General features: G+C 46.2%; 29 protein-coding genes. 21 read left to right on the top strand and 8 right to left on the bottom strand.

Features of this window, described 5'->3' with window-relative positions; genetic code table 11:
* Positions 1-95 precede the first annotated feature (95 nt).
* Complete coding sequence (locus H6626_10550) at positions 96-434, bottom strand: P-II family nitrogen regulator (GenBank protein USN46646.1); 339 nt, start codon at positions 432-434, stop codon at positions 96-98.
* Between the two features lie 197 nt (positions 435-631).
* Here H6626_10550 and H6626_10545 point away from each other — a divergent pair, with 197 nt between their 5' ends.
* Genes H6626_10545 through H6626_10525 form a run of 5 tightly spaced genes read left to right on the top strand, consistent with a single transcriptional unit; the run spans position 632 to position 5,834 of the window.
* The gene (locus H6626_10545; protein ID USN46645.1) at positions 632-1,255 is read left to right on the top strand and encodes a gamma-glutamylcyclotransferase; all 624 of its coding nucleotides are present in this window, start codon (positions 632-634) and stop codon (positions 1,253-1,255) included.
* A gap of 37 nt (positions 1,256-1,292) precedes the next feature.
* A complete protein-coding gene (locus H6626_10540) occupies positions 1,293-1,748 on the top strand; it encodes a tRNA (cytidine(34)-2'-O)-methyltransferase (protein USN49005.1) in 456 nt (151 codons plus the stop codon).
* Positions 1,749-1,792: 44 nt separating this feature from the next.
* The gene (gene secA / locus H6626_10535) at positions 1,793-4,507 is read left to right on the top strand and encodes a preprotein translocase subunit SecA (GenBank protein ID USN49004.1); all 2,715 of its coding nucleotides are present in this window, start codon (positions 1,793-1,795) and stop codon (positions 4,505-4,507) included.
* Positions 4,508-4,546: 39 nt separating this feature from the next.
* On the top strand, positions 4,547-5,254 hold the full coding sequence (locus H6626_10530) for a hypothetical protein (protein ID USN46644.1): 708 nt from the start codon (positions 4,547-4,549) through the stop codon (positions 5,252-5,254).
* The gene (locus H6626_10525) at positions 5,235-5,834 is read left to right on the top strand and encodes a hypothetical protein (protein USN46643.1); all 600 of its coding nucleotides are present in this window, start codon (positions 5,235-5,237) and stop codon (positions 5,832-5,834) included. The genes H6626_10530 and H6626_10525 overlap by 20 nt, the downstream gene beginning before the upstream one ends.
* 238 nt (positions 5,835-6,072) lie before the next feature.
* Here H6626_10525 and H6626_10520 read toward each other — a convergent pair whose 3' ends face one another.
* Both H6626_10520 and H6626_10515 read right to left on the bottom strand, forming a co-directional pair.
* Positions 6,073-6,354 carry an XRE family transcriptional regulator gene (locus tag H6626_10520; GenBank protein ID USN46642.1) on the bottom strand — a complete coding sequence of 94 codons (282 nt, stop codon included), beginning with the start codon at positions 6,352-6,354 and terminating at the stop codon, positions 6,073-6,075.
* Positions 6,341-6,673 (bottom strand): type II toxin-antitoxin system RelE/ParE family toxin, encoded by a 333-nt coding sequence (locus tag H6626_10515; GenBank protein ID USN46641.1) that lies wholly within the window; start codon positions 6,671-6,673, stop codon positions 6,341-6,343. The genes H6626_10520 and H6626_10515 overlap by 14 nt, the downstream gene beginning before the upstream one ends.
* A 584-nt stretch (positions 6,674-7,257) precedes the next feature.
* Between H6626_10515 and H6626_10510 the strand changes: the two genes are divergently transcribed.
* Both H6626_10510 and H6626_10505 read left to right on the top strand, forming a co-directional pair.
* A complete protein-coding gene (locus H6626_10510) occupies positions 7,258-7,785 on the top strand; it encodes a PilZ domain-containing protein (GenBank protein ID USN46640.1) in 528 nt (175 codons plus the stop codon).
* Positions 7,786-7,971: 186 nt separating this feature from the next.
* Positions 7,972-8,550, top strand: coding sequence for a hypothetical protein (locus H6626_10505; GenBank protein ID USN46639.1), 579 nt, complete (start codon positions 7,972-7,974; stop codon positions 8,548-8,550).
* 15 nt (positions 8,551-8,565) lie between these two features.
* Here the strand turns inward: H6626_10505 and bamE are convergent, their stop codons facing one another.
* The gene (gene bamE, locus H6626_10500) at positions 8,566-8,961 is read right to left on the bottom strand and encodes an outer membrane protein assembly factor BamE (protein ID USN46638.1); all 396 of its coding nucleotides are present in this window, start codon (positions 8,959-8,961) and stop codon (positions 8,566-8,568) included.
* Positions 8,962-9,194: 233 nt separating this feature from the next.
* On the opposite strand from bamE, the gene H6626_10495 reads away from it, so the two are divergent.
* Genes H6626_10495 through H6626_10460 form a run of 8 tightly spaced genes read left to right on the top strand, consistent with a single transcriptional unit; the run spans position 9,195 to position 16,085 of the window.
* Entirely contained in the window at positions 9,195-9,743 is a 549-nt protein-coding gene (locus H6626_10495) for a c-type cytochrome (protein ID USN46637.1), read from the top strand.
* A 6-nt stretch (positions 9,744-9,749) separates the two neighbouring features.
* Positions 9,750-10,631: an SCO family protein gene (locus H6626_10490; GenBank protein ID USN46636.1), complete on the top strand. Its 882-nt coding sequence runs from the start codon at positions 9,750-9,752 to the stop codon at positions 10,629-10,631.
* Positions 10,632-11,582 (top strand): cytochrome c oxidase subunit II, encoded by a 951-nt coding sequence (gene coxB, locus H6626_10485; GenBank protein ID USN46635.1) that lies wholly within the window; start codon positions 10,632-10,634, stop codon positions 11,580-11,582.
* A gap of 14 nt (positions 11,583-11,596) precedes the next feature.
* Entirely contained in the window at positions 11,597-13,192 is a 1,596-nt protein-coding gene (ctaD, locus tag H6626_10480; protein USN46634.1) for a cytochrome c oxidase subunit I, read from the top strand.
* A complete protein-coding gene (locus H6626_10475) occupies positions 13,179-13,847 on the top strand; it encodes a cytochrome c oxidase subunit 3 family protein (protein USN46633.1) in 669 nt (222 codons plus the stop codon). Before ctaD ends, H6626_10475 begins: the two co-directional genes overlap by 14 nt.
* 15 nt (positions 13,848-13,862) lie before the next feature.
* A complete protein-coding gene (locus tag H6626_10470) occupies positions 13,863-14,186 on the top strand; it encodes a cytochrome C oxidase subunit IV family protein (protein ID USN46632.1) in 324 nt (107 codons plus the stop codon).
* 52 nt (positions 14,187-14,238) lie between these two features.
* Positions 14,239-15,111, top strand: a complete 873-nt coding sequence (locus H6626_10465) for a protoheme IX farnesyltransferase (protein ID USN46631.1) — start codon at positions 14,239-14,241, stop codon at positions 15,109-15,111.
* Positions 15,111-16,085: a heme A synthase gene (locus H6626_10460; GenBank protein USN46630.1), complete on the top strand. Its 975-nt coding sequence runs from the start codon at positions 15,111-15,113 to the stop codon at positions 16,083-16,085. Before H6626_10465 ends, H6626_10460 begins: the two co-directional genes overlap by 1 nt.
* Here the strand turns inward: H6626_10460 and maiA are convergent.
* Complete coding sequence (maiA, locus tag H6626_10455) at positions 16,000-16,644, bottom strand: maleylacetoacetate isomerase (GenBank protein USN49003.1); 645 nt, start codon at positions 16,642-16,644, stop codon at positions 16,000-16,002. The two genes, H6626_10460 and maiA, sit on opposite strands and share 86 nt — an antisense overlap.
* Before the next feature lie 178 nt (positions 16,645-16,822).
* On the opposite strand from maiA, the gene H6626_10450 reads away from it, so the two are divergent.
* Together H6626_10450 and H6626_10445 are read left to right on the top strand one after the other, a co-directional pair.
* Positions 16,823-17,800: a fumarylacetoacetate hydrolase family protein gene (locus tag H6626_10450; protein ID USN46629.1), complete on the top strand. Its 978-nt coding sequence runs from the start codon at positions 16,823-16,825 to the stop codon at positions 17,798-17,800.
* Between the two features lie 86 nt (positions 17,801-17,886).
* Positions 17,887-19,215 carry an MltA domain-containing protein gene (locus tag H6626_10445; GenBank protein ID USN46628.1) on the top strand — a complete coding sequence of 443 codons (1,329 nt, stop codon included), beginning with the start codon at positions 17,887-17,889 and terminating at the stop codon, positions 19,213-19,215.
* Between the two features lie 93 nt (positions 19,216-19,308).
* On the opposite strand, the gene H6626_10440 is transcribed toward H6626_10445, so the two are convergent.
* Together H6626_10440 and H6626_10435 are read right to left on the bottom strand one after the other, a co-directional pair.
* Complete coding sequence (locus tag H6626_10440; GenBank protein ID USN46627.1) at positions 19,309-19,845, bottom strand: GNAT family N-acetyltransferase; 537 nt, start codon at positions 19,843-19,845, stop codon at positions 19,309-19,311.
* Entirely contained in the window at positions 19,842-20,921 is a 1,080-nt protein-coding gene (locus tag H6626_10435; protein USN46626.1) for a polysaccharide deacetylase family protein, read from the bottom strand. Before H6626_10435 ends, H6626_10440 begins: the two co-directional genes overlap by 4 nt.
* Before the next feature lie 111 nt (positions 20,922-21,032).
* Between H6626_10435 and H6626_10430 the strand changes: the two genes are divergently transcribed.
* On the top strand, positions 21,033-21,629 hold the full coding sequence (locus tag H6626_10430; GenBank protein USN46625.1) for a phosphoribosylglycinamide formyltransferase: 597 nt from the start codon (positions 21,033-21,035) through the stop codon (positions 21,627-21,629).
* A 353-nt stretch (positions 21,630-21,982) separates the two neighbouring features.
* Here H6626_10430 and H6626_10425 read toward each other — a convergent pair whose 3' ends face one another.
* Positions 21,983-22,471: a hypothetical protein gene (locus H6626_10425; GenBank protein ID USN46624.1), complete on the bottom strand. Its 489-nt coding sequence runs from the start codon at positions 22,469-22,471 to the stop codon at positions 21,983-21,985.
* Between the two features lie 277 nt (positions 22,472-22,748).
* On the opposite strand from H6626_10425, the gene H6626_10420 reads away from it, so the two are divergent.
* From H6626_10420 to H6626_10410, 3 genes are all read left to right on the top strand, one after another.
* Positions 22,749-22,907, top strand: coding sequence for a hypothetical protein (locus tag H6626_10420; protein USN46623.1), 159 nt, complete (start codon positions 22,749-22,751; stop codon positions 22,905-22,907).
* Between the two features lie 502 nt (positions 22,908-23,409).
* A complete protein-coding gene (locus tag H6626_10415; protein USN46622.1) occupies positions 23,410-25,344 on the top strand; it encodes a hypothetical protein in 1,935 nt (644 codons plus the stop codon).
* The gene (locus H6626_10410; protein USN46621.1) at positions 25,326-26,783 is read left to right on the top strand and encodes a DnaJ domain-containing protein; all 1,458 of its coding nucleotides are present in this window, start codon (positions 25,326-25,328) and stop codon (positions 26,781-26,783) included. Before H6626_10415 ends, H6626_10410 begins: the two co-directional genes overlap by 19 nt.
* Positions 26,784-26,813 lie beyond the last annotated feature (30 nt).

Here is a 26,813-nt window from a genome sequence, read left to right as displayed (position 1 = left end):
AGTGACGCAATCCGAAGACGACATGCGGCCACTCGTGCTGTTCAGTGGACTCAGGGTCCCCGCCCACCTGGTCGTTGAGGGGTTGCTTTGCCGAATCATATTGCGTCATCCCCTTGGTCACCCGTTCTAATGCGGATAGCTTGCTCAATGGGAACGACAAAAATTTTTCCGTCGCCGATTTTTCCGGTGTGAGCCGCTTGTTTGATAGCTTCGATAGCGGGACCCACTAGAGCGTCGGTAACTACAATTTCAAGTTTTAATTTTGGCAGGAAGTCCACCACATATTCGGCGCCTTTGTAGATTTCGCCGCGGCCCTTTTGTCGCCCAAAGCCTTTGATTTCAGAGACAGAGATGCCTTCAATTCCGGTTTCGCTGAGGGCGTCAACCACGTCATCTAATTTGAAGGGCTTAATGATCGCTTCTATCTTCTTCATTCACACTTATTTGGTTGGTTGCGGGCTTAGATGTGATGCCTATATGGGTCTTCTTTATACCGGAGTTTTTCACAAACCCAAGTGTTTTTTATAACACCACAAAAAAACCGCGGCGGGTCTAGTCGTTGCGCCTGGTGGGTGGATTTGGTAAGAAGGCCGCCTGCCAAAAACGGGATTTGAAAAAGGGGTGGTCATTCATGACGGAAACAGTTTCGTTGTTTGTATATGGTTCGTTCACAGAAAACAGGGTTCATTTTCCGCTCATTGCGAATTTTGTTAAAGCCAAAAAGCCTGCGGCTGTGGAGGCTCATGTTTTTCGCCTAGAAGTGGGCTACCCTGTTCTTGCTGAGCCATCTGTGCCCGTGGGCCAGCCTACAAGTTGGGTGCGGGGAGAGTTGCTCGAAGTGGAAGCCGACGCCGTGTTATTTCGACTCCTCGATGAATTCCATGGTTATTCGGCCATAGCCCCAGAGAAGAGTTTATTTTTTAAAGTGGAAATGCCCTTTCGCACAGAAGCGGGCGAGTTGGGTAAGGCCACTTGTTATGTGATTAATCCGTCTAAATTGCCAAAAACCGCGCGATGGATTCCTCAAGGCGACTGGCAAGCCGCGTTAGATGAGCGACCAGCTCTTTCGGAACAGCTTACAGAGCCTCAGCGGTCTTATGTTTGTAAGTTGGGAGCGTCCACAGGTCGAGATATTGTCCCCATCGATCTTGAGTTGTATCGCCAATTGATGAAGTTAGAACTTATAGTGGACAAGGGGCGGCGATTGGCCCTAACCCGTTTGGGCAAAGAAGTTTATCGTTATCTTCCAAAGTGATAGGAATTGACCGCAGATGAATAAATACCCCAAGCCGATGTTTAATGTGGTGCTTGTGGAGCCAGAGATACCTTCGAACACAGGCAATGTGGGCCGAACCTGTGTGGGGACCTGGTCTAAATTACATCTTGTGGGGCCACTGGGTTTTGAAATTTCTGATAAGCGTCTAAAGCGGGCGGGTCTTGATTATTGGCCCCATCTCGAGTGGCAGCAGTACGAAAACTTTGAAGACTGGTGGCGTCAGATTGTCGATCCATCAAGGGTGTTTTTCTTTTCCACAAAGGGCAAGAAAACTCTGTATGAGACAAGATTCCAGCCCGGCGACACCTTTGTTTTTGGTAAGGAGACAAAAGGTTTGAGCGAAGACCTGCTGGCTCGTTATCCAGAGCAGGTTTTGACCATTCCTGTGCTGGGCCAAATTCGCAGCTACAATTTGTCAAATGCCGTGGCCATGACACTTTCTGAGGGTGTGCGCCAGGTAGAGTTTTTATAGATGCTGTCTGGACACCTTGGGCGCTAGGAGTTATCGTGATGCCCATGCAAAAACTTCTCACAAAAATCTTTGGCACTAAACACGAGCGCGACATGAAAACCATGCGCCCCATTATTGAGCGCATTAACTCCTTCGAGGCCGGCCTAAAATCTTTAAAAGATGATGCCCTGCAAATGAAGACAAAAGAGTTTAAAGAGCGATTAGACCGCGGCGAGGCTCTAGATGCCCTACTGCCGGAAGCCTTTGCTGTATGCCGTGAGGGTGGTCGGCGGGTTTTAGGAATGCGCCACTACGATGTGCAAATGATCGGTGGAATCGTACTGAATCGTGGTGCCATTGCCGAGATGAAAACGGGTGAAGGTAAAACCCTGGTGGCCACGTTGCCGCTTTACTTGAATGCGTTAACGGGGCGAGGCGCCCACTGTGTGACGGTGAATGACTACTTGGCCACACGTGATGCTGAATGGATGGGCCAGCTCTATAATTTTCTGGGTCTCAGTGTTGGTATAATCGTGCACGGAAAGACAGACAGAGAGCGCAAAGCAGCCTATGGCTCAGACATCACCTATGGGACCAACAACGAATTCGGGTTTGATTACCTTCGCGACAACATGAAGTTTTCGTTGTCCGACTATGTTCAGCGTGAATTTAATTTCGCCATTGTCGATGAGTGTGACTCAATTTTAGTTGATGAAGCCCGAACACCGTTGATTATTTCAGGCCCGTCTGAAGAATCCGTTGATAAATATTACGAGATAAACAAAATTATTCCCAACCTTCAGCCAGAGGTTCATTTCACCATGGAAGAAAAGTCAAAGACAGTGTCTTTGACTGAAGAGGGAAATGCAAAAGTCGAAGAGCTTTTGGGTCTTGAAAACCTTTACGATGCTCAAAATATTCAGCTGGTTCATCATGTATATCAGGGGTTAAAGGCCCACCATCTTTATAAAAGAGATGTGGACTACATGGTTCGAGATGGCGAGGTGGTCATTGTTGACGAGTTCACCGGCCGGTTGATGCCTGGGCGACGTTGGAGTGATGGTTTGCATCAAGCTGTTGATGCCAAAGAAGGTGTGAAGATTAAAGGTGAAAACCAAACCCTTGCGACCATTACATTTCAAAACTTCTTTCGCATGTACTCTAAACTTGCCGGTATGACGGGTACAGCCGAGACTGAGGCCGTTGAGTTTAAAAAGATTTATAATCTCGACGTGTTTGTCATACCTACGAATAAGCCCATTGCTCGAATGGACCAAGACGATGTGGTTTACAAAACTGAAAATGGCAAATTCAAGGCCATCGTTGACGATATCATTGAGAGAAAAGAAAAAGGTCAACCCGTACTTGTGGGAACGGTCAGCATTGAAAAGTCTGAAAAAATCAGTCGGGCCCTAAAAAATGCCGGTATCACTCACAATGTACTCAACGCTAAACAACACGAGCGAGAGGCTGAAATTGTGGCGCAAGCCGGTCGTTTCGGTTCAGTGACCATTGCTACTAACATGGCTGGCCGAGGAACAGATATCGTACTTGGTGGAAACCCCGAATCCATGGCTCGTGTGGAAGTGGGAGATGACATTGAAAATCAAGAACGTTTTGAAGAGGCCGTAAAAAAATACAAACCCCAGTGTGAAGGTGAAAAGGTTAAGGTCCTTGATGCTGGCGGTCTTTATATTATAGGGACTGAGCGCCACGAATCTCGCCGCATCGACAACCAGTTGCGTGGACGATCAGGTCGGCAAGGAGACCCCGGTGAGTCGCGGTTTTATTTATCTTTAGAAGACAACCTCATGCGCATCTTTAATGGTGAGCGCATTCAAAAAATCATGAACACCCTTAAGGTGCCAGAGGATGAGCCAATTATGGCCGGTATGGTGTCTCGGGCCATTGAGGGAGCTCAGCGCAAAGTTGAAGGGCACAACTTCGACATTCGTAAACATCTCTTAGAATACGATGATGTCATGAACAAGCAGCGAACAGTGGTCTATGGTTTGCGTCGCCAAGTTCTTGGCGGAGAAGATTTAGAGCGATTGGTGCTTGATATGTTGGGTGACCTCACGTCCCATATTCTTGACACCTATGCCAGCGAAGAATCCAAACCCGAACAGTGGGATCTTCAGGGCATGAACACGGTATTGAATCAGCAATTTGGTGTGACCATTGAATTTCCGCAAAACGGCAGCCTAACTAGCGAGAAATTGACCGATGCGGTCAGTGGCGCTGTAAAGCAGGTGTTTGATAGTCAAAAACAACATCTGGGTGAACACTTTGATGAAGTGGTGAAAATGGTATTGTTGCAATCCATTGACACTAACTGGAAAGAGCATCTCTATCAAATTGATCAAATCAAAGAGGGCATTAACCTAAGGGCTTATGCTCAAAAAGATCCATTGATTGAATACAAAAAAGAAGGTTTTAGGCTTTTTGAATCTATGAATCATCAAGTTCAGTCTGAGGCCGTTGAAAAATTATTTAAGATTCAACTCGTCGCCCCTGAAGAGGCTCAGCGCCAAATGGAAATGCGAAGGCAGGCCTGGGACCAAGCTTCTGAAATAGAATATGCTGGCGCCGATGATTCAGGCTCATATGGTTTTTTTCAGGAAGAAGAGTTTCAACAGGGCCCGCAGAATCATCCGTCCGCCCCGGGTCCAGGTGTGGAAGTGAATTACAATCAAGGTCCAGGTGACCAGGGCCAAGGTCGTAAATTAAACCGAGCCGAGCGCCGTCGTCGCGAGAAGGCCCAGCGCCGACGCAAGTGAAGCGTGCGACAATAAGAAAAGCTGTGGTATTCTATCACCATGGCACAGTGTCCACTTTGTTCATCAGAAATTCATGCTGATTTTGGTTTGGTCGATTGCCTCGGCTGTGGGGCGGTGTTGGCCGTTGACATGGATGGCACCGTGCGCGCAGAGGAAGCTTCAGGCTCTGAAACACCAGCGCCCATTCAAGATGTTGCAACATCCGATGAAAATTATGAAAGCCCACCAGCAGTAATCGTGAGCGAAGACTATGCAAATCCTGAACCTCCGGTAGAAATGGCCGTTGAATATCAGGAGAACGACGGGAACAGTTCTTATTTGTTGGATGAATCTGATGTCTTGCAAGAACCAGAACCCGCATTTGAACCGGCCGATTATGGCAGTGAGTTTGAAGAGCCAACTCAAGAGGGTAATTTGGCGGCGTCTCTGCCGCCACCCATAGATTCGGCTGATCTTTCTGACATATCTAGTTTTGCAAACTCCGAAGTGTCACAAGGCCGAGAGGGGCTATTACGGTTTCACTTGAAAATTGCGGGTGTCGATACCCGAGATGTTCGGGAAGAACTGTTTGAGGCTTTAGATGACCAACGGTTTTTATGGGACGCTCAGGCCATGATGGCCGATATGAAAAACGGGCAAATGCTCATATCGGGCATATCAGCAGTGAAGGCCTATATTTTGATTCAGCGATTACGCCATTTACCCATCGAGATCACCTGGGAGCAGTATGCCATTCATCAATCTTAAACTCGTATCGCTCATTTTCAGTGGACTAATTATCGCTTTGCCGATGACCCTTTGGGCCTCTGGCGGAGGCGGTGGCAGCGAGAGCTCAAACGAGGGCGGCGAAGCCAGCGACGCCGACATGGAATGGTCAAAAAAAGAAAATCGTCTCCGCGCCTTAGAAAACCAAGTGATGACAATCAAAAAAGAAATGCAGCAACTGATAAACGAAAAAAACACCACGAAAAATCCAAAGCACAAACAAGATCTGTTGCAACAAATTGCAGTTTTGCACCGAGACCTCAACGAAAAGGTACGCAAATACAAAGAGCAACACATAGAACTTAAATACCGATATCCCGAGAGATTCGCCAAAGACAAAGACCGCCAGTACACACCCATACGAGAACAGACTCTCGACGAAATCGCCGGAGAAATGGGCCTAGAGCACAACCTCAATCAGCTCAAGGCGAAAATCGACAAAAAGTACGAACACGTCTGGGCCGGAGAAGAAGCCAAAAAACCCATGACCGAAGAAGAAGGCGAAGTCATGGACAAAAAAGCCAACGAACGCAAACAGCGCCGCCTGCGCGTCGTGAAGTAATCCGGTCGAGCCAGACAAAAAAATGAAATCCTACACGGAAAGCAGCGTCCCAGTGGGCCTGAAGTCAAAATTATAGGCATTTGAACACTAGCATAGAAAGTCGTTAGAGTTTACCCGTGTTTTGAATATTCCACTACAACGCCAATTTACTGGCGATAAAAAACTGAATTTTGTGTCGATTCTAAAAATTCGGATAAACCCTTAGGCTTTGGTAATTTCAACGAGTAAATATGCTTGATCAAGCTGCCGAGAACTTGATCGGCAGCTTGTTGTCTAGAGCCACTATGATTTTCACCAGTAGCTCCATAGACACGCTATTTTCGCCCATATTAGCGATCCGAGTAATTCGGGCGCGTGAAGTGCCAATCTTCTTGGCGATCTCCTCATGGGAGAGTTTAGAGCGTTTGATGGCCTCTGAGGCCTGTGCATAGAGTTTTGATTTAAACTCCATAATTACGGCCTCAGTGTCGCTAAGACCAAGGTCTTCAGCCAGGGCTTTGGCTTTCTTACTTAATTTCATCGAGCAATCTCCTTAAGCGTTTCTTGCCTGTTTCGATATCCTTCTGCGTCGTCTTTTGCGTCTTCTTGGTGAAGGCATGGGGAATCAAAATCTTATTCTTTTCAACCACCAGATAAAAGACTCTAAAAATTCCTGATGAATCTTTCACGCGCAATTCAAAGGCTGACTTGTGGACCTGCCGAATAGGCCGTGACTGAGGCATTCCCAAAGCGTGGCCATCTTGCAAGAGCCTCAACAGAGCACCGATTTCTTGCTTCACCTCGGTCGAAAAAGATCGGACCGTTTCTTTTGCTTGTTTATTCCAAATAATGTCTTTCATGTTGTTGGTTCTCATAGTGCCAAAATTAGCACATAAAGTCAATTGAAAAAAAGCTCAACCGGTTGGGCATGCCCCTGTACTTGACACGCAGGTTTTACAAGGCGCCTTGGTAATTCTTTAATTTTGTTGATCTTAATGGCTCACCCACAAACCTTCTACAATTAATAGGTTGACCTTCTAAATTTAGAATGATGGTCTGTATGGAATTAAACACTTCATACGAGACTTTGAAAAAACGCTGCTACGTAGAATGAAAACTAGAGCTGAGTTGGTGCAGGTGGTACTGGGGCCTTGCCAAGTTTATAACATCGGTATTGGAACGCGTAATTAGCAACATCTGCAAACGCCCCCGTCCCCGCCGCATTTTTTCTGAAGGGATGCACACGTCAGAGGTGACAAGTTCACTGTCATATCTGGGCTGTAAATGTTTTGTACAGAATTGTTTAAGTTGTGGTCAAAACCTGGGTTTTGCCTCAATTTGAAACGACGAGATCAAAATGAATAGGGGCGACTTGGTGTCCGAATTGCACTTTGTTATCTCTTGAAGAACAAAGGCTGGGGAGTCTTTTTCTGGGAGGGGAAACATGGCTAATCACAACAAATTGGGAGAAGCCGTATTAGTTAATGAGGTGGAGTACGACGAGGTTGATGATCTTGATGTATCACCGGACTCGCCTTTTAACGACTTAGCAAGTCAGCTGAACGAATCTGAGGATGGGGCCTCTGGTTCTGTTCTAAAGCTCAATTCTGTGGATCTGCTGAATGAAAAAGAGCGTCGTGGAGAGGGACGATACCCTGTTTATCATTCTGCGATGGTTTACCGAAATGCCGGGTCAGAGGCCTTTAAGGTTTTTGTCTTTAATTTAAGCCGCACTGGTGTCGGGGTGGCCATCGACGCAGACGCCCTGTCTCTTGGCGAGCTTGTACTCATCGAGGTGAATAGCCCCGAGCATTTCCGTGCGCCCGTGCTTCTTGAGGGGCGAGTGGTTTCTCGTATCAACGATCGAGACCTCAAATACGGAAGGCGGCAAATATTCGGTATCGAGTTAGAAAATGTAAGCCGGTCGTCATTTCGCCATCTCGATGCATTTATCAAATCCATGGAGGGTTAGACCTCTAACCCAGAAACTTTTTCACTGTATTCCGCAAATTGTGTCACTTAGGCCGTAGGCTTCGGACTTGTCCGCGTGAGAGCCGCATTGTTTGCATTTAAATACCTCACACCACTTATTTTATGGGCACACCCTTTGATAGAGGGATTGGAGAGGTTTTTTGTACGTAGGTGAATAGGGGCTTTGATGAAGACACTTTTACTTTCAATAGCATTTTTTGGATTAGTGGCACTGCTTTCAGTCAGCCAAGGGCCATCAACCCAGAAGCAAGAGTTCGTGGCCTACTTTCCCATAATACCCCAATCTGAGTTGGCGCCTGTAGACGCCTTACCCGCTGTGACTATTCGGCAAGAGGATCGAGGCGGGGATTTCACCATAGAGTTTAAAAATTTTGCGCCCGCTTGGCGAAGTCAGCTAGTGCCCTACCAGCGGGCTCAGCAAATTGACTATTTAGTCTTTAAGGTGAGCGCTGAGGCCTGTCGCTTTTTGCAAACCAAGCCTCAGGTTTTTAATTGCAACTTTGAAAAAAAGGGCGGCGTGGTGGGCACGGCCACAGTCAACGGCGAGCCGGTGCACTTACAGGGATTGTTTTCGGGTCTGGTGTCTACTAATATGATGGCCACCGAGGGGCGGCTTGAAGAAACTCAAAATTACTCAATTGAAGGTCAAGTCCGGTGGGGCCAGCGAGAGTTTCCGTTTGCTCTTTTTACGCCAGTTAAAATGGTTAACGTACAAACGCACACCACTGTGGCTTCGACTCGATAAGCGAAAAAAAAATTGTTAGTTGGATTTTGCCTTTTGTCTTTTTAGGCGCTGCTTTTCGACCATTTTTTCGTATTCTTCGAGACTTCCGGTGTCCACCAGGTCGTCCTCTTCAGAGATATTCAGCTTTGCATCAGCAATTTTATTTACTTTTCCTTCAGAGAAAAAAACGTCAGCACCCTTTCGAACCTCGTCATCATAATAGATATAGGTCCAAATATCGTGGCCGGCGCGCCGTCGCGTTTGGTTTGGGCTTCCCAATAAATCGAGCACCGCTGTCTTATCCATGCCAGGCTTGACTTTCCGAATCTGACTGTAGCTCGAAGAGGCGCAGCCGAACAAAACACAACCCACTGCCAGCAGCACACTGATCTTTATTTTTTGCAAAAATGACCGTATTGAAATGTGATTCATGGGGCTCTCGTTAGTAGAAAAAGAGGGGAACATCAAGATTAGGATTCCTGTTGCGACCCGTCAAAAATTGTTTGAATCCATTTTTTCCTAAATTTTATGAGCAAGTTCGGTTAAACAACGGTCCCACATCGTTTTCAGTTTAGAAAATGGCGTTTAGGCGTGCGCTTGTGGGAATTAGCAAACAAAGTGCTAATATTTCACGATAAATCTTAAGACTTTAACGGAAGTGTGAAATGGCTGAGATGGAAGATACCTATAATAAGGGCGGATTTGTTGCGTTCATTTTCTCAATCGTTTTTTCTCTAGTGTTTTTTATTTACATCGCATTTATTCACCCTGGGGTGGATCTAAAAGAGGTACCTGCTGAGGCTTCAGCAGCTGCGGGCGAAATGGGCGCTAGCGATAAAAGCCAAGACACAGTAGACGTATCGGCCATCGCCGATCCCTGGAACCCCAGTGACGATATGGTTAATCACGGTGCTGCTGTTTACAAAATGAACTGTGCTATGTGTCATGGTGACACGGGCAAGGGTGATGGCCCTGGTGCCGCGGTCACGCCAAAGCCACGAAATTTTGTTGATGAAAAATTCAAGTATGGTGGCACGTCTATAGATATTTACAAAACCATTGCTGCTGGTGTGCCTGATACAAGTATGGCGGCATTTAAACACATACCATCAAAAGACCGATGGGGACTTGTGCAATTTATCCGCTCCATCACTGCTGACAAACACGCAGATGACAAAGCGGCATTGGAAGCATTCGCAAAGACGGCAGAGTAAAGCAACATGGTAAAATGGGCATCAATCAGATTTCTAGGCATGGGAGCGGCATTCTTGTTGGCTCTTGTGCCTCTCTTTTCGATGAAGCGCTCTTATGCTTACGACACCAAAAACGCTGGTCCTATTCAGGCAAGCGATGTTCCTAGAGAACTTGAAAATGTGGGCGTCACTGAGAAGTTGGGCGCTCAACTTAATCTCAGCTTGCCCTTTGTGGATGACAGAGGCGAGTCAGTGACGTTGAGTCAATACTTTACGGGCGATAAGCCTGTGCTATTGACTATGGTTTACTATGGCTGCCCAAGTCTTTGTAATTTCCATTTAAACGGTCTGATTGAAGTCTTCAAAAAAATGAAAATGAAGCCGGGTCAGGATTTTCGGTTTGTGGCAGTGAGCATGGACCACAACGAAGACGATTTCTTGGCTAGTGAGAAGAAAACCAACTACTTAAAAGAGATGGGGCTGACGGAAGACGAGCCGGGTTGGCATTTTTTAACTGGATCGGAAGCCAATGTGAAAGTTCTAGCTGACCAGTTGGGGTTTGGTTTTCGATGGGATGCAGCCCAGCAGCAATATGCCCATTCGTCGGTCGCGTACGTAATGACACCCGCAGGGGTGATTTCACGGTATCTCTATGGAATTCAATTTTCCCCTGAAACTCTTCGCTTGTCTTTAGTGGAGGCCAGTGAGGGCAGCATCGCGAGCGTTGTGGATCGCCTCATTTTATTTTGTTTTCAATTTAACCCCGCTAAAAACAAGTACACCATTTATGCCTATAATGTGGTTCGTGCCGGCGGTGTTATGATTATTTTAGTATTGGCTATTTTCTTGGTACCGTTTTGGTTTCGTGAAAAAAAGCAACCTGGAACAGCGCTTAAAGGAGAGAGTTAAATGTTGTGGCTGAATCAAGCTCATGCCAGCTCGTTTACGCCCCCGCAGGGGACAGAAATTGCGAGTCACTGGGATCAGCTCTATTCATTTCTGATCTATTCAAGCCTTATCTCTGGAATTCTAGTGATAGCGGGCATGACTTATTTTGCCTATCGCTACAGACGGCGTTCTGAAAACGACAAAACTGCCTATATAAGTCACAATGTGACTTTAGAATTCTTGTGGAGTTTTATTCCATTTGTAATTTTCTTAGTGGTGTTTGCCTGGGGCTGGTGGTTATTCCACGATATGCGAAGCATGCCAAAGGATGCACTTGAAGTGCACGTGGTCGGGCAGAAGTGGTACTGGGATTTTCAATACAAAAGTGGTCGAAAATCCAGTGGTGAGTTCTATGTTCCTGTGAATCAACCCGTAAAATTGATAATGAGTTCTCGTGATGTGCTACACAGCTTTTACATCCCCGGGTTTCGAATCAAGCAAGACGTTGTTCCCGGTAGATATTCTTCTCTTTGGTTCGAGGCCGACAAAATTGGTAAATTCCAAGTTTTCTGCACAGAATACTGCGGCGACGGTCACTCGGCCATGTTAGCTAAAGTGAACGTGGTTTCAGGTAAAGACTATGAAGCCTGGTTGGCCAAGGGTGATCCTTACGAAGGCTTAAGCATGGCCCAAGTGGGAGAAAAGGTTTTCGAGCAAAAATGTTCGGCCTGCCACAATGTCTCAGCTGAGCGCAAAGTGGGGCCAGGGTTTGCTGGTGTGTTTGGTTCAGAGCGAAAGTTTGCTGATGGTTCCGCCACAGTGGCCAACGAGAATTACATTCGAGAATCGGTGTTAAATCCTAACGGCAAAGTGGTTGAGGGTTATCCGGCCGGGGTAATGCCTACTTTTGCCGGACAAATTGAAGAAAATGAACTTGTTGGAATTATTGAATATATTAAATCGTTAAAATAGGGAGAGTTGGTCATATGTCCTCAGCGGCTCACGCAGATCGGTCACACAACTACCTAAACCATGAAAAGGGTTTATGGTCGTGGCTGTCCACATTGGATCATAAGCGTATCGGAATCTTATATATGATTTCGGTTATGATATTCTTTCTGCTTGGTGGTACTTTTGCCATGCTGATTCGGTGGGAGCTTTTCAGCCCCGGCGAAACCATTATGACAGCCAAGCAATACAACCAAGTGATGACTTTTCATGGGGCCATTATGGTGTTCATGGTGATCATCCCGGGGATCCCGGCCTTCTTGGGTAACTTCTTTTTGCCGCTGCAAATTGGGGCAAAAGATGTAGCGTTTCCAAGAGTCAATTTAATGAGTTGGTACTGCCTTATTATTGGCGCAGCCGTTGCATTTTTCTCTTTGTTTTATCATGGCGCTGATACAGGTTGGACCTTCTACACGCCCTACAGTATTAAAACCAGCAACGGAACCACGTGGATGGTGGTCGGAGCCTTTATTATGGGCTTTTCTTCGATCCTGACGGGATTGAATTTTATTGCTACGGTTCACAAGCTGCGTGCTCCGGGAATGACCTTTTTTAATATGCCACTTTTTATTTGGGCTTTGTACTCAACGGCCATATTGCAGGTCTTAGCCACTCCCGTTTTGGGCATTACACTCATATTATTAGTTGCTGAGCGCACTCTTGGTATTGGAATCTTCGATCCCGCCTTGGGTGGTGATCCGGTGCTTTTTCAGCACTTCTTTTGGTTTTATTCGCACCCAGCTGTTTACATTATGATTTTACCGGCCATGGGTGTGGTGAGCGAGTTGATCACCGCGTTTTCTCGAAAGGTCATTTTTGGCTATAAAGCCATTGCCTTTTCTAGTGTGGGTATTGCTGCCGTAAGTTTCTTTGTTTGGGGTCACCATATGTTTGTGAGTACTCAATCAGAGCTTGCAGGGATTATCTTTTCATTTTTGACCATGTTGGTGGGTGTACCCACAGCTATTAAAACGTTTAACTGGGTGGCCACTTTGTATAAGGGGTCTATTTCTTTTCAGGCGCCACTTCTGTTTGCCCTAGGGTTTTTGTTCTTGTTCACCATTGGCGGTGTGACAGGGATTTTTCTTGCGACCACGGCGATCAACGTTCACTTTCATGACACCTATTTTGTGGTGGCGCATTTCCACTATGTGATGGTGGGTGGGACGCTGATGGCCATTATGGGTGGAATTTATTATTGGTTCCCCAAAATGTTTGGCAAAATGGTCAATGACTATTGGGCTCGAGTCACTTTTGTGCTGATTTTTATTGGGTTCAACGTGACCTTTTTCCCACAGTTTATTCTTGGTGCCATGGGAATGCCCCGTCGGTACTTTGATTATCTTGAACCATATACCAGCCTGAACCAAATCAGCTCTATAGGAGCGTGGACAATTGGTCTTGGGTTTTTGATAGCCTTGGGAGTTATCATCCATGGTTGGTTAAATGGTGAAGAGGCGGGTGACAACCCATGGGGTGCTAAAACTTTAGAGTGGCAAACCACTTCTCCGCCTCCACATGAAAATTTTTACGATGAACCCGTAGTCACGGCAGGTCCCTATGAGTACCGTTAATACAACACATCACCCCGCTCACCATTTTCGAGATGCAGAGCATGAATTCAACACCAGTAAATTCGGGGTTTGGTTATTTCTTTGTACTGAAATCCTGATGTTTGGTGGATTGTTTGTCGCTTACGCCATCTATCACAACATGTACCCAGAGCTGTTTCAGGCGGGTGCTCAGTTTTTAGATTGGCGATTTGGTGCCCTAAACACTGTGGTGCTACTGATGAGTTCCTTCACGATGGCTCTTGGTATTTACTACTCTCAAAAGAACAATTCAAAAATGGCTTCATTGATGCTTACGATTACCCTCATCTGCGGCGCTATTTTTATGGGAGTGAAGTACATTGAGTATAGCCATAAGATTCATGAGGGCCTCTTGCCCGGAAAGCTTTATAGCTATCAGCCCGGTCCAGAGACTCATCTGGTCCATGAGTTGCCTAAAAATATACCCATGTATTTTTCATTCTATTTTGTAATGACGGGGATTCATGGGCTCCACGTTTTGATTGGAATGGGCTTGATCTTGTGGGTGTTGTTGCGGGCTCGCAAAAATGAGTTTAACGAAAACTATTATACCCCAGTAGAAGGTGTCGGGCTGTTCTGGCACTTGGTGGATTTAATTTGGATTTATCTATTCCCGCTACTTTATTTAGTGGGCTAGAGCGAGGATTTTGTTATGTCATCAGATTCAGGCAGCCATCATATAGTACCGCTTGCGACCTACGCCAAGGTGATTTCAGTCCTGTTGGTTTTGACGGTGCTCACCGTGGCCGTGGCTAAACCCGTCACAGGTGTAGACTTTGGATTTCTAAATACGTTTATTGCGATGCTTATTGCTACAGTGAAGGCGTCGCTGGTTTTAGCCATCTTTATGCACTTGAAATACGACAATAAACTCAACTTGATGGTGTTTTTAACCGGCGTATTTTTCTTGTTAGTATTATTTGCCTTCACCTATACAGACATCGTGAGCCGCATCCCTGTATTTAGCACCATGTAGGTGAGATGTTTTGGGCCCTTATAGGTGTGGGCTCGAAAGGACACGGGAACCGATGAAAACCTATTTAGACCTGACCAAGTCAGGGATCGTATTGTTCGTATTGGTAAGCGGACTGGTGGGGTACGCTGTCAGCTATCCCATTGGGCATCCGCTTGAGTACTTAGACCCAGTTATTTTGCTTGTTGGCCTCTACTTAGTGAGCTCAGGGAGTTTTGCTATCAACCAAGCCCAGGAGTGGCGGCGGGATTTGCAAATGCCAAGAACCGCGCGACGACCTGTTCCCAATGGGGTCATTAAGCCCTGGCAAGCCTATGCTATGGGCATTGTGTTTTGTGTGACGGGTATGGGTCTATTGGCTCTTATTTCTCAGATGTCCGCCCTGTTGGCGGCACTGACCGTGTTGCTTTATAACGGCCTTTATACCCTTTTTTGGAAACGAAGCTGGGCTTTTGCCGCTGTTCCTGGAGCGATTCCTGGCGCCATGCCAGTGGTGATCGGATACGCGGTTAACGATGTTAATATTTTCGCGCCGGACAGTGTGTATCTGTTTTTAATCATGTTCTTGTGGCAAATGCCACACTTTTGGAGTTTGGCCATCCGTTATAAAGACGATTATGAGAAAGGTGGATTCCCGGTGCTGCCGGCGCGTATAGGTGTAGAGAAAACGCTCTATCATATCGGGCTATACACCTTTGTATACGCAGGGCTTGCGTTGTCGCTGCCACTGTTTTTCAAAGCCAACATTTTATACGTGTTATTGGTTATGCCACTGGCTGTTAAGATTGTTTTAGAGTTCTTTAAATTCTTTAAAGAAGATGGACGCCAGCGATGGATTCACTTTTTCTTGTGGGTGAATCTAAGCCTTTTGGTGTTTATCGGTGTGCCTGTTGTAGATAAGTGGCTTTTTTATTTGGTGAACATCTGATGATGAGCTCTTCAGTTCAAAAGGCCTATAAATTTTTAGTATTAGAAGTTTTGTTTCTCATCGCTTTTGGTGGAGCCGTGCGAGCTATGAACGCTGGCCTAGCGTGCCCGGATTGGCCTCTTTGTTTTGGCGATTTTATACCTGATTATCATCCGCAAGTGTATTTTGAGTTTATTCATCGTGTTCTTGCTGGAGTAGTGGCCATAGCCGTCTTTGTTTTGAATATTAAGGTGATCAAACACCCTCAAATAAAAAAGAGTATTAAGTTTTTAGCTTGGCTTTCTTTTGCCATAATTATTGCTCAGGTCATTATGGGTGGCCTCACGGTCTTACTTCTTTTACATGCGAAGGTAGTGACTCTGCATCTGGCTTTAGGGACGGGGCTGTTTGCCTGTCTATTGTGGATCTATATGGGCATCAGTGACAAACAAGAAGTGGGTGCAGCCCACCGGCCCGAAGCTGGGATGAAGTGGTTTTCATATGTCATGTTAGCATTGGTGTATGCACAGTTGCTACTTGGAGGGCTTGTGGCCTCACATTATGCAGCACTGGTGTGTACGGAATTTCCGCTTTGTCACGGGCAGTGGTTTCCGACATTTTCTGGAGTGATTGGCCTTCAGGTGATTCATCGACTGGGAGCCTATATCGTGACTGTCGCAGCTTTGGGCTTTGCTCTCGCGGTGGCGCGCTCTCGGGTGCACGCCAATGCTCGAAGGTGGTCAGTTTTATTGTTGGGGCTTATCTTAGTGCAGGTGGGCTTGGGAATTGCCAATGTCCTATTGAAAACACCACCCCTTTTGACGGTTCTGCATTTGGCCGTGGGCACAATGATATTGGGTGCAACGCTTAGAGTTGTTTACATCTTTGTAACCAACAGCATACCGGCTGCTAATTCGAAGGTGCATCAGGTTGCGAAGAAGGGTGTGCCTTCTGGAAGGCCTGTAGCTCAAGACAGTTCTTTTCAACCCGGCTAATATGGGGATAAGAATTCATATCCACTGAAAATCGCTGGGCGTTGTAAACTTGCGGCACTAGAAAACAATCAGCTGCTGTGACGGAATCACCAAAACTGAATTTTCCAGCTGTTTTATCAAGCACGCCCTCGAGAGCCTTTAATCCGTCATTGATCCAAAATTGAGCCCATTCAAGCTTCTGATCTTCATTTAAACCGTAACGGCTCACAACCTCTTTAAGCACCTTTAAGTTTTGCAGAGGTTGAATGCGGCTGTTTACGATTTCACAAAGCTCAATGATCTTTGCTTTTTCAGCAGGGTCTGAAGAAAACAGTTGGGGTTCAGGTTTTAAATCTTCAAGGTAAATCAAAATGGCCATACTCTGTGCAATGACAGAGTTGTTGTGCACCAGTGTAGGCACCTGCTGGCCAGGGTTAATCCGAGTGAACTCAGGCAAAAATTGCTCGCCCCCTTGTTGGAGCAAATGCACTGGCTTGTAGTCATATTTGATGCCTTTGTGCTCAAGCGCGATTCGCACGCGATAAGAAGACGAACTCCGAAAATAGCTGTAAAGAGTCATAGTTGGCGCCATATCGCTTCTCCTGCAAAATACAGGTTGTGACAGGGTTTTTAGCCGATTCAGGGGCTTTGACCCAGCCTTGTTATAGGGGTACATGATAGTCTAGTTTTGGCTGCAGGTGCAAACCATAGGCATTCAATGGCGCCTGTTAGCAAAGGAATGCTCAAGGAGGGTCCATATGAAATTGGGGAGTATCAAAGGCACGGGGCGAGATGGCGAACTAGTCGTTGTCAGCAAAGACAACCAATCGGCGGTTAGGGCTACAAATATCGCACCCAGTCTTCGCGAAGCCGTCGAAAATTGGCAAGTGGTGCGCCCCCAGTTGCAGGCCATTTACGATAAATTGAATAAGGGTGATATGCCAGGGACCTTCAGCGTGGATGAAAGGCAGTTTCATTCGCCCATGCCCCGAAGTTTTCAATGGGCCGATGGCTCAGCATTTATTCATCATATTAAACTTGTGAGAAAAGCGAGAAACGCTGATCTACCAGAAACTCTACTCACTGTGCCGCTGATGTACCAAGGTGGTAGTGATTGTTTTCTCGCCCCCACCGACGACATTCCCCAACGCGATTTTTCTCATGGCACCGACTTTGAGGGCGAAGTCGGGGTGATTGTAGATGATACCCCCATGGGAGTGTCTGCTGAAGATGCACTTAAACATATTATTTTGTTTGTAGTTATCAATGATGTTTCTTTGCGGGGCCTTATACCTGAAGAACTCAAACAGGGTTTTGGTTTTTTTCAAGGGAAGCCGTCAACAGCATTTGCTCCCTTTGCAGTGACTGAAGATGAGTTGGGACTCGCCTACCGTGAGGGTCGCATTCACTTGCCCCTGCTTGTAGATTATAACAGCGAGTTTTTCGGAAACGCTGATGCTGGAGCCATGCATTTTCATTTTGGTGAACTTATTGCCCATGCCGCAAAAACTCGCGACTTAAAAGCGGGGACAATCATTGGCAGTGGCACGGTTTCAAACGAAGATGCCTCAAGAGGAAGTAGCTGTTTGGCTGAAAAACGAATGATTGAGAAAATCAACGAGGGTGCAATTAAAACGCCTTTTATGAAGGTGGGAGACACCATCGAAATAAAAATGCTGGGCCCTGATGGCCAAAATATTTTTGGAACCATAAAGCAAAAAGTGGCCCAAGCATAAGGACCAACGTCCAGATTAGATTTGTGTGAGGAACATTTCCCTCTTTGTTGCCATAGAATTGATTTCTAGTGGCGTCAGGAGGGAAAATGCAAAGATCCTATCTCGTCGAATCATTATTTCTATCATTGTTGGTTTTGGTTTCGTGTGGCCGAAAAACCATTGAGCCTGTTGAGATCTCCGGCAATAACTCAGGCTCTGAAAAGATCGAACCAGAAAATCCGCAGTTTCAAGTGCCTCCATCAGAGGGGGATTTTAACCCTAAGCCAATTACTGGCAAACCCCGCCAATATCAAACACCCACCCGTCGCCTTCATGAACATGAATACCCGCAGTTTATTGATGATCTAGACTTTGAGTTACTCGACACGGTGATCAACAGGCAGCTGAGCCGATTTGCTCAAAAAAACCTCAATGGAACCATTCAGTTGGGTGAGGACGTGTATCCCTTAAAACAAGTGGGTCACTCGTTGGAATTGTTAAAGAGGCTAGCCGTGGCCACCACGACCTGTCTGGGCGAGACTCCTAGTCAGAGTGTTCGTGACTACTGCTATGAAAGATTCAACGATGAAATTCGAAGAGAGTTTAATGTTTACATTCCTGATCTTAAACCTGGCGACATAAGATACGGCGAAGAAAAGCCGGTATTTTTCACAGGATACTTCACGCCAACAATTCCCGTTAAAAAGCGCCACGACAATCACTCACCCCATGCCATTTATAAACGACCCCTGGATGCAAAATATGCAGCAGCAACTCGGAAGCAAATAGATTTTGAAGGCCTACTAAAAGGGCGTGGCCTTGAGCTCGGCTTTGGCCCCGACCTTTTTGAGCTTTATCTTCTTCACGTAGAAGGTGGCGGGAAGTTACAGTTTAATGATTCTGAGAAACAAACTGACGTTTATATTTCATTTAATGGGACCAATAAAAAGAAATGGCAATTTATATCTAAGTATATGTTAGAAAAGGGTCTGATCAACAACCCCTCCATTGCCGCTCAGAGGGCGTTTCTGCGTAAAAACCCGCACCGGGCCGAAGAGATCTATTCCACGTGTCCTTCTTATGTGTTTTTCAAAAAAACAGATCATCCTCCCTTAGGCAACGACAGCGTGCCCCTCACTGATCGACGATCTATTGCCACTGACAGCGAGCTGTATCGCTTTAAAGGGCTCCCGACGTTTATAAAAACCAGACGGCTCAGTGAGGATCTTCAATCACTCTCTAGCCTGGAAACCGCGAAGAAGCTAAATTATGTGGATTACTCACGGTTTTATTTAGACCAAGACACCGGGGGCGCCATCAAAGGCAAGGCGAGAGTGGATCTTTATTTTGGTGAGTCCTATTATGCAGAAGAAGCATCTTCTGTGCAGCAAGAGCGTGGCGACATGTACTTTTTGATAATGAAATCCGAACATTAATCAGATCAGGTATTCACAGGCAGGCAACCAACAACGACGACGCAGCAAAAACATGTGGGCATAAAATTTTTAACACCAAAACTTGATCAATATTCAGGTCAGGGATTTACCCATAAATAAAAGCGACTGGCCATTGAATTCGCGAACGACTGTTTCATAAAAACCCAGCCGGCGGTAAAAATGCTGATTCCGGGCATCTTCGGAGGTGACAATGTGCACCCCGCCTAAATTTAGCGAACACAATTGCTGAAGGTAGGAATCCACCAGTTTTTCTCCGAAGCGGTGACCACGCGCTTCAGCAAGCAAGTTAATGTGAAAGTGAGCCGGAAATTTTTCAAACAGGTCTGAAAATAGAGAATAGCTTTTCACTCTTGACCGAAACCATTCTAAGGCGTCCAAACTGCTAGAACATCCCATGAGGTAACCCACTACAGAATCATTATTTATAAGAAGCCAAATCTGATCCGAAAAGTTATCTAGATAGAATTTCGTCCAAGATACATAAAAATCGGACTTCACTTCGCTATTTAAAAATTCTTGCCGAGAACTGGTAGCAAAAAAAACAGATTTAATCCCGTCATCGATATTTTGTGATGGCAAGGAAGTGTCGCTCAATCTTTCAATTTTCATGGAAGCGGATTTTCTGGCAGAGTGTGTGGCCAATCTTCTGGGACAAAAACCACCGTTTGGTAGCCTCTTTGTTGAAGGGCCAATAAAAATGAAGGCAACGCGGCGGCGGTTTGAGGCTGAACATCATGAAACAGAATAATTCCTCGCTCGGCCGCATCAAGTTGCTTGATTGCATAGTCTAGTAATTTTTCAGGATCTTTGATCTTCCAGTCCAGAGTGTCCATGTTCCAAAAAAACTCGGAGACATCTGAGTTTTTTAGATAACTGCGCAGGTGACTGGTGCGAGCCCCATAGGGAAACCGAAACAAGGGCGTGTCAAAGTTGAGCGCTTCATGAATGGCAACAAAGCCATCGTTGATTTCTTTTAGGGCGCTGCCATAGCTGATTTTTGGGAGCTGTTTGTGGCTCCAAGTGTGGTTTCCAATGATGTGGCCCTGATGGGCCTCATCCACAACGAGCTGGGGATGTCGCCGCACATTTTGGCCCACTGTAAAGAAACCGGCTTGCGTGTTGTGCTCAGAGAGGGTTTGCAAAATGTCAGGTGTCCATTTCACGTGGGGACCGTCGTCAAAGGTGAGCGCCACTTCGCCCACTCTAAGATCACCGGTGACGAGTACGGGACCACCATCAGTGGCTATCGGAATTCGGCGAGTGCCCGATTTTGAAGATTTAAGTGATCGATGTGAAAAATGTTTTTGTTGTAACGGCCGTCGAAATTGAAGGCTCCGAGTGGTCATTTTTTTGTGACTGACATAGCGGTCAATTTTGTCGGTGAGATCCAGGGTGCAGGGGAGCGTTTGCCCCTCCTCGGTCTCTGTAAGAAAAGGGTAAAAGATCAATAAGTCCTCAGATGGTAGGCTACGCATTGATTCACAAATTTCATCAGGCAGGTGCAGGTCTGAATTTTCCACAAGCCATTGAGGGAGTAGATTTTTCGGATTGTGTGGGTCAACTTGCCAGGCATGGAAGTCCGTTGCATGACGGTGCGCGTGCAGAATCTCGGTGAATTTATTGTTGTCCGCAAATCCAGTTGAACCGGATAAGATTACTAAAAAAGCGATCAAAATAGGCCGCATATCCCCCTCCACTTTGCCAATGGGTGTGGCAGTATTCGATTCGGTATCCCCTCTTCTTATGCTATAAGTCTGAGGCACGAAGTGGGTCAAAGGATTGTTCGTTGGTGAGAGATGAGTAAATTTTCTTTAGTGGTGCTGGCTTCAGGGCAGGGTACTAATTTCATGGCCATTCAGGAGGCCATAGAGCAGGGCAAAATTCCCGCCCAAATAAAGGCACTAGTGGTGAGTCGGCCCAGTGTGGCGGCGGCAGAAAAAGCGGAGCAGCTTGGAGTTCCGGTAGTTTGTGTGGATCGAGTGAGTGAGGCCTCAGAAGCTGAGTGGGATCAAAAATTGCTATTGGCACTAAAAAGCTTAGAGCCAGATCTTATCGTGCTAGCGGGTTTTTTACGAAAAATCGGCCCCCTCGTTATTAAAGAGTTCAGTGAAAAACTCATCAACACTCACCCGAGTCTTTTGCCGGCTTTTGGGGGAGAGGGCATGTACGGGCGAAAAATTCATGAAGCCGTCATGGCATCTAAAGAGAAAGTCACCGGCATCACCATTCATAGGGTTGTGTCCGATTACGACTCAGGACCTATCATTGCGCAAGTGGCACTTTCAGTGAATCCAGACGGGACGCCAGAGACTTTAGAGGACGAAGTCAAATCTTTAGAGCATGAGTTTTTAGTGAATGTTCTTGAGAAATCAATTAAGGCAAAATTAACCTAGAAGCAGTCTGCGTGAACGTAAACTTTTTTTCGTTTTTTAGTGTAGGCAATATACCAAAAACGGTCATACCCAGTGAGCCAGATTTTTCGGTCCTTTTTAATTTCAAATAAGACATTGGCTCCCTGTTGTGGGGCCGAATACGCTTTACAGGTTTTCTTTACTTTCTTTAAACCCTCAACAAATGAAGCGGGGAGGCGGGGAGGGAGTTTGCGGGGCAGTTTTTTTTCACCAGCCCAGGCAGGACTGAACGCCAAAAGGGTGGCGATAAGCAGGATTGCGATCTGTCTGGCAAATTTAAAAATCATAAAGATTTATCGACAACTCTGGTGAGCAACTTAAATCGATTTTAATTGCTAGTGAATACCTTCGCCGATTTTAAAGCTGAGCAGTCGCCAATCCACATAGGTTATTTCATCGATGGATTCAGTGCGATAAACTAGACCAAAGGGTACAGCACTGATCCACTCGTGAACGGTGAACCCCTCTTCTGATTTTTGTATTTTGCAGGTTTCAAATTCACCGGCCGGGGAGCTTTTAACTTGTTTTTCACTATCACCACATCGCTCCATCAATGCGGCACCATCGGCAGCCGAAATAAGATCCCGTCTTGCCACGACTTCGGTTTCAGTAACAAAGGTGCCACGGTCATCGTGATAATCTGTTTTCACCAAATACGTGTTCGTGCGGTGGTCGTAGTTGAGAATTTCTTTAGACAGGGTCATGCCCACAACGCCGGTATTGGTGATGGCATTGCCAGTATAGGTGGCCTGATCTCCGATATTGGGAGAGGCCAGTGCGATCTGGGCTGCAAACATCAATACTGTCAAAGTAAGCCATTTCATTGCTAAGTCCCCTTAGAAGTGAATCGGGAGTGTGGCCCGAGTGAGGGGATAACCCAATTGATTCTGACTCAAGCGAGTTATCTCCAATGACTTAGGCCATTCGTCGATGGTCTCAATTTAACCCGACCATGGTAGGGTGTCGATAGGCAACCCGACCATGGTCGAGCCCCGAAGCCCCCCAAAAAAACACCCTAATTTCCGCCAAACAAGGCGTGTTTTGGGCCAGGCAGAGCATTTAGTCCTAAAGTTTTATGGCCATTGGCCCGAAGAGTTAAATATGAAAAAAGCGATATTTTTTATCATTGGAGCGTTCTTGGCCATGGGCTGTCAATCTAAGCCCAAAGCCATACCGCACGACTGGGGTGACATCTACTCCGCCTGCCGTAACGAGGCCTCCGCCGACTATTGCAAACGCCGTCTCGGCCGAGATCACTAGACTAGGTACCTGCTTCCTTTTGTGGCTACTGCGCATTAGGGCACCTGCCAACAAGTTGGTAAATTCGCGCAACCTAAAAATGTTTAAGAACTGTATCCAGCAATGGGGATCTGTTTTTCTCCATTAGTACCTGCTTCCTTTTGTGGCTACTGCGCATTACTGTTGCTTTGCAAATGGCACTTAATTGGTAATTGGTGAAAGTTTTCTGTTTCAACATCATCGTCAGACAATGCTTGTTATGTTTAGTCTAAATTAGCTACTGCGACGTCATGCAATTTTTCTCAACTTACGAACTTGCTCTAGACGAGCTGTTTTAGGCATCACCTGAGCTGAGGTATTTTAGATTCGCGTTATGGAAGTTCAACGACTTTGCCAAGGCTTGTGACATTCGCCCGTAATATCGATCGGTGGTGCGACAGGCCTACCCAGGTTTTTCGCACATAGATTTACTTCTCGACATTGGTCCGTGTAACTGGACAGTGAAAATGTCGATAAGTGAGGTATGACAAAATCTGTATTGTATCCAAGCTTGTTGGCTCTGGTGGTGGCAAATTTAATCAACTTAACGTCTGCCATGGCAGATGACACCCTATTTGCCATGCCACCGTCTTCTTATCTGGGAAAAAATCTTGATGGCCTCAAACAGTTGCGTACGCAGCAGTCCAAGTTTTTAAAAAGCAAAGGCTTCGCATCAAAGTCTGCTTCTGAGCAGCGAGCTATGCGCGAACAACATGAAAAACTCTCACGGTTTATTAACATATCTGAGTCCATGGACCGCTGTTTGAGTATGACTGCGGACAATCGGCAGATAAAGACCCAAATTTTAGCTGGGGCTGCTGCGCTCGATCCGTGTTTTGCATTTAATCTTACCGGGCGCGATAAAAATAACAGCTTTGATAAAAATATATCAGGCGTTAAAGCGGCTCTTCAAGCATCAACGCAAAGAGCCTTCAAAGATAACATACGAATGATGGGTTTAGTGCATGCTGGAACCAGCCTCCTAAAGTACGGCCATCAGTTTCCAGATTCGAAAGAGCTTCCCAAAACAGTAGAAGAAGCGATAACTGAAGTGTGTGGCGGAAAGTGTCCAAATGAAGACCGAGCCTTTCTTGAAACACATTTTAATATTGCCAAGGCCCAGATAGAGGACGCGATAGGACGCCAAAACTTGCCAACCTACACGGCGAAATCAGCTGGCGAGGAAGTGAACAAAAGAATCCAGGACCTCAATCTACAACTTCGCGAGGTGGCCAATCTGAAGAAAGATAGCAGTGAGGGCGAAGACCAAGCCTATTCACAGTATGATTTGTACACTAAAAAGTATGTTCATTACACAACAGACACTTTGGGCTCTTTGATATTCAAATCAGATATTCAAAGTAAAATGGGAAAAATCAGAAATTTCGATGAGATCAATAGCCGCACTGTGGGTGGAAGTCGGAAAAAATACATTGAAGGTGAGCATTCACCTCTAATAGCCACCTGCGCGGGAGGCCGGCACAACTGCAAAGAAAAATCTGTTGCGGCTCTGATTTCGTCGGCACTCATAAAAGTAAGAGGGGACGTAAGGCGTTACATTCAAGACAGTCAAAAACCACAATCCCTTGATGAGATGGTTAAAACATCGCCAATTGCTGTAGGACAGGCACTAATGAATTTACCTGAGCAGACCGGGAGTGTGTGTCAGGTGATAGCTGAGATCGACCAGGCCGATGCAAAAAACAAGCATCTGTGGAGCACTGCTGAATCTATAATGACAGCCATAGATGCCGCTTCTCTTGGCCTTGTTGCTGTTGGAGGAGCCGGGTTATTTGTAAAGGGAATCTCGACCCTCGCATCTCAAGGTGTAAAAAGATTAGGCAAAGCTGGTATCGTGGCTGGTGCGGCCATGGCGGCGACACGAGGGGGCATCGGGGCGGCAGGGTTTCAGCATTTTGGATCAGAGAAAGAACAAATGATAAAGGCGCGGATGGCGCAGGTTCAAACTCCCGACCAATACGACCGAATGATTGAAATCGAAGACAACATCGAGCGCGCCAAAGATCACCTGATGGAGTCGGGCCTGAGTTTAGTTGGATTTGGCGGGGCAGGAGTGGCCTCAAGTTTACGAGCTAGTGGAACTCTTGGGCGATTGCTGGGGAAGCAGGGGGATTTTGCAAGTCAACTCAACGCTGATGCCAAATATGCTGGAATCTTAACAAAGCTATCTTCTAAAGAGCATCGGGCGGCCGTAGCGAAACTACAGAAGGGGCGAGAAAAGGGACTTTATACCGGCGATGATATAGAAGTTCTGCTCTCAAGTCTTGTGGGTCGCTCGGATTCTGAGATAGACGACATGTTCAAGTTGATGTCCAGTTCAAGAGTGGGTGACAGTGAGCTTAAAAAAGCCATCCAAACTGCAAACGAGGAGGTGAGTAAATGTCTTCTCGGCACCTAATAGGGTTCTTTATTTTATTTAGTTTGAGTTTTTATTCTTTGCCGGGATATTCCGCGTCCGCAGGCAATTCGTGCAAATCAGAGGGTATTTTTGAAAAGCTCAAAGATGCGTTCAGTGGAAAAAATGCAGCCAATTCGCGCCAGAAATACGAATCTTTCATTCGGCCAGAAGATACAAAAGATATCACAGCGAGAAAATTTCGCGAAGCCCTTCAGGATGTTTCAGTGGGTGGTGACGCTAGATATATATCGTTCGAAGATGGCATCCGAAGAAAGCAAATGATTGCCCAATACATGGGACGAACTGAAGATGGCAGAATTCGAGTCAAGGTATTTGACCCAGACCGCGGACCCGAGGGAGAGGCATTTGAAAAATTGCTATCACCGAGGGAAGCTCAAAGTGCCAGAGTGAACGGGCGAGCGCGCCAACACTTCAATCCACCATCTAAGGACGAGGTGATTTGGCGTCAGCGATATGTAGATAAGGACATTCAAGAAGGCGATCGCTATATATCTTTCGAATTTTTGGGATCGGGCCAGAGATTGGCTGCAAAGATTGATCGCGTTGAGAATGGACAAGTCTATGTAACTTTGCCTTCGGGGGAAGAGGTTCGCGCACTTTCAAAGGCCGAAATTGAGACGTTGCGGACGAGTCGTACGGCTGCTGCCGAATTTCGCAACGTAGATGTAGCGAAATGGACTAGCCAAGATCGATTTAATGGGGTCAACACAAGTGTTGATACCCAACGCTTCCGTGAGGCCTGGCGAGTTAAACATTTTTCAGGTGAAGAGCAGTATTTTTCATTTGTGGATTCCAAATCTGGGATGCGTTTGGCGGGGCGAGTGGTCCACAACCCCAAGAAAGATAGAATTGAAATACAGGTTGTCGAAGATGGGGTGAGCGCTCGCTCCCGGCTACTGTCCGATGATGAATTGTACACGGCAAGATTTAGTGCCTCATCTAAAAAGTTTTTCGAGGATTTGGAAGGCAAGAGCCGTGCTGATGGTTCAGCCGGTGGATATGGCGGGAGCCAGTCCAATCGGGCTGGTGCAAGTGGGAGTAGCCATCAATCTTCGAGCTCATCCCAGCAGGCAAGAAGTAGCACCTATAATAGTGGCGGCCGTCCGTACACTTACGTTTACAGCGAGTCAGACTTCAGAAATATTGGCGGGGGGCAAGGCGTCAGTGCCAACACAGCTATAGACCAGTTTAAAAGGTATGAGCAGGCCATGAAGAAATTTGACCCTCACTCATCGGATTACTATTCACGTTTGGGTATTTCAAAGGGAACCAATAAAAATGATCTGAAAATGGCCTACAGAAAGGCCAGTTCAGCATTTCATCCAGATAAATATTCCGAGGTTCCACAAGAAATTCGAGAAAATCTGGAAGAGTCATTCAAAAAAATCAAAGAGGCCTACGAGTATCTATCCAAATAGGTTGGCAGAGTTTTCTCCAATTGGTAATAA

The organism is Pseudobdellovibrionaceae bacterium, from assembly GCA_023898385.1.
Taxonomy (GTDB): Bacteria; Bdellovibrionota; Bdellovibrionia; order Bdellovibrionales; family UBA1609.
This window is presented reverse-complemented; position numbering and strand designations above follow the sequence as displayed.

Coding starts and splice junctions, on each gene's coding strand:
- H6626_10550 (USN46646.1), bottom strand. CDS start 434: ATGAAGAAGATAGAAGCGATCATTAAGCCCTTCAAATTAGATGACGTG.
- H6626_10545 (USN46645.1), top strand. CDS start 632: ATGACGGAAACAGTTTCGTTGTTTGTATATGGTTCGTTCACAGAAAAC.
- H6626_10540 (USN49005.1), top strand. CDS start 1,293: ATGTTTAATGTGGTGCTTGTGGAGCCAGAGATACCTTCGAACACAGGC.
- secA (USN49004.1), top strand. CDS start 1,793: ATGCAAAAACTTCTCACAAAAATCTTTGGCACTAAACACGAGCGCGAC.
- H6626_10530 (USN46644.1), top strand. CDS start 4,547: ATGGCACAGTGTCCACTTTGTTCATCAGAAATTCATGCTGATTTTGGT.
- H6626_10525 (USN46643.1), top strand. CDS start 5,235: ATGCCATTCATCAATCTTAAACTCGTATCGCTCATTTTCAGTGGACTA.
- H6626_10520 (USN46642.1), bottom strand. CDS start 6,354: ATGAAATTAAGTAAGAAAGCCAAAGCCCTGGCTGAAGACCTTGGTCTT.
- H6626_10515 (USN46641.1), bottom strand. CDS start 6,673: ATGAAAGACATTATTTGGAATAAACAAGCAAAAGAAACGGTCCGATCT.
- H6626_10510 (USN46640.1), top strand. CDS start 7,258: ATGGCTAATCACAACAAATTGGGAGAAGCCGTATTAGTTAATGAGGTG.
- H6626_10505 (USN46639.1), top strand. CDS start 7,972: ATGAAGACACTTTTACTTTCAATAGCATTTTTTGGATTAGTGGCACTG.
- bamE (USN46638.1), bottom strand. CDS start 8,961: ATGAATCACATTTCAATACGGTCATTTTTGCAAAAAATAAAGATCAGT.
- H6626_10495 (USN46637.1), top strand. CDS start 9,195: ATGGCTGAGATGGAAGATACCTATAATAAGGGCGGATTTGTTGCGTTC.
- H6626_10490 (USN46636.1), top strand. CDS start 9,750: ATGGTAAAATGGGCATCAATCAGATTTCTAGGCATGGGAGCGGCATTC.
- coxB (USN46635.1), top strand. CDS start 10,632: ATGTTGTGGCTGAATCAAGCTCATGCCAGCTCGTTTACGCCCCCGCAG.
- ctaD (USN46634.1), top strand. CDS start 11,597: ATGTCCTCAGCGGCTCACGCAGATCGGTCACACAACTACCTAAACCAT.
- H6626_10475 (USN46633.1), top strand. CDS start 13,179: ATGAGTACCGTTAATACAACACATCACCCCGCTCACCATTTTCGAGAT.
- H6626_10470 (USN46632.1), top strand. CDS start 13,863: ATGTCATCAGATTCAGGCAGCCATCATATAGTACCGCTTGCGACCTAC.
- H6626_10465 (USN46631.1), top strand. CDS start 14,239: ATGAAAACCTATTTAGACCTGACCAAGTCAGGGATCGTATTGTTCGTA.
- H6626_10460 (USN46630.1), top strand. CDS start 15,111: ATGATGAGCTCTTCAGTTCAAAAGGCCTATAAATTTTTAGTATTAGAA.
- maiA (USN49003.1), bottom strand. CDS start 16,644: ATGACTCTTTACAGCTATTTTCGGAGTTCGTCTTCTTATCGCGTGCGA.
- H6626_10450 (USN46629.1), top strand. CDS start 16,823: ATGAAATTGGGGAGTATCAAAGGCACGGGGCGAGATGGCGAACTAGTC.
- H6626_10445 (USN46628.1), top strand. CDS start 17,887: ATGCAAAGATCCTATCTCGTCGAATCATTATTTCTATCATTGTTGGTT.
- H6626_10440 (USN46627.1), bottom strand. CDS start 19,845: ATGAAAATTGAAAGATTGAGCGACACTTCCTTGCCATCACAAAATATC.
- H6626_10435 (USN46626.1), bottom strand. CDS start 20,921: ATGCGGCCTATTTTGATCGCTTTTTTAGTAATCTTATCCGGTTCAACT.
- H6626_10430 (USN46625.1), top strand. CDS start 21,033: ATGAGTAAATTTTCTTTAGTGGTGCTGGCTTCAGGGCAGGGTACTAAT.
- H6626_10425 (USN46624.1), bottom strand. CDS start 22,471: ATGAAATGGCTTACTTTGACAGTATTGATGTTTGCAGCCCAGATCGCA.
- H6626_10420 (USN46623.1), top strand. CDS start 22,749: ATGAAAAAAGCGATATTTTTTATCATTGGAGCGTTCTTGGCCATGGGC.
- H6626_10415 (USN46622.1), top strand. CDS start 23,410: ATGACAAAATCTGTATTGTATCCAAGCTTGTTGGCTCTGGTGGTGGCA.
- H6626_10410 (USN46621.1), top strand. CDS start 25,326: ATGTCTTCTCGGCACCTAATAGGGTTCTTTATTTTATTTAGTTTGAGT.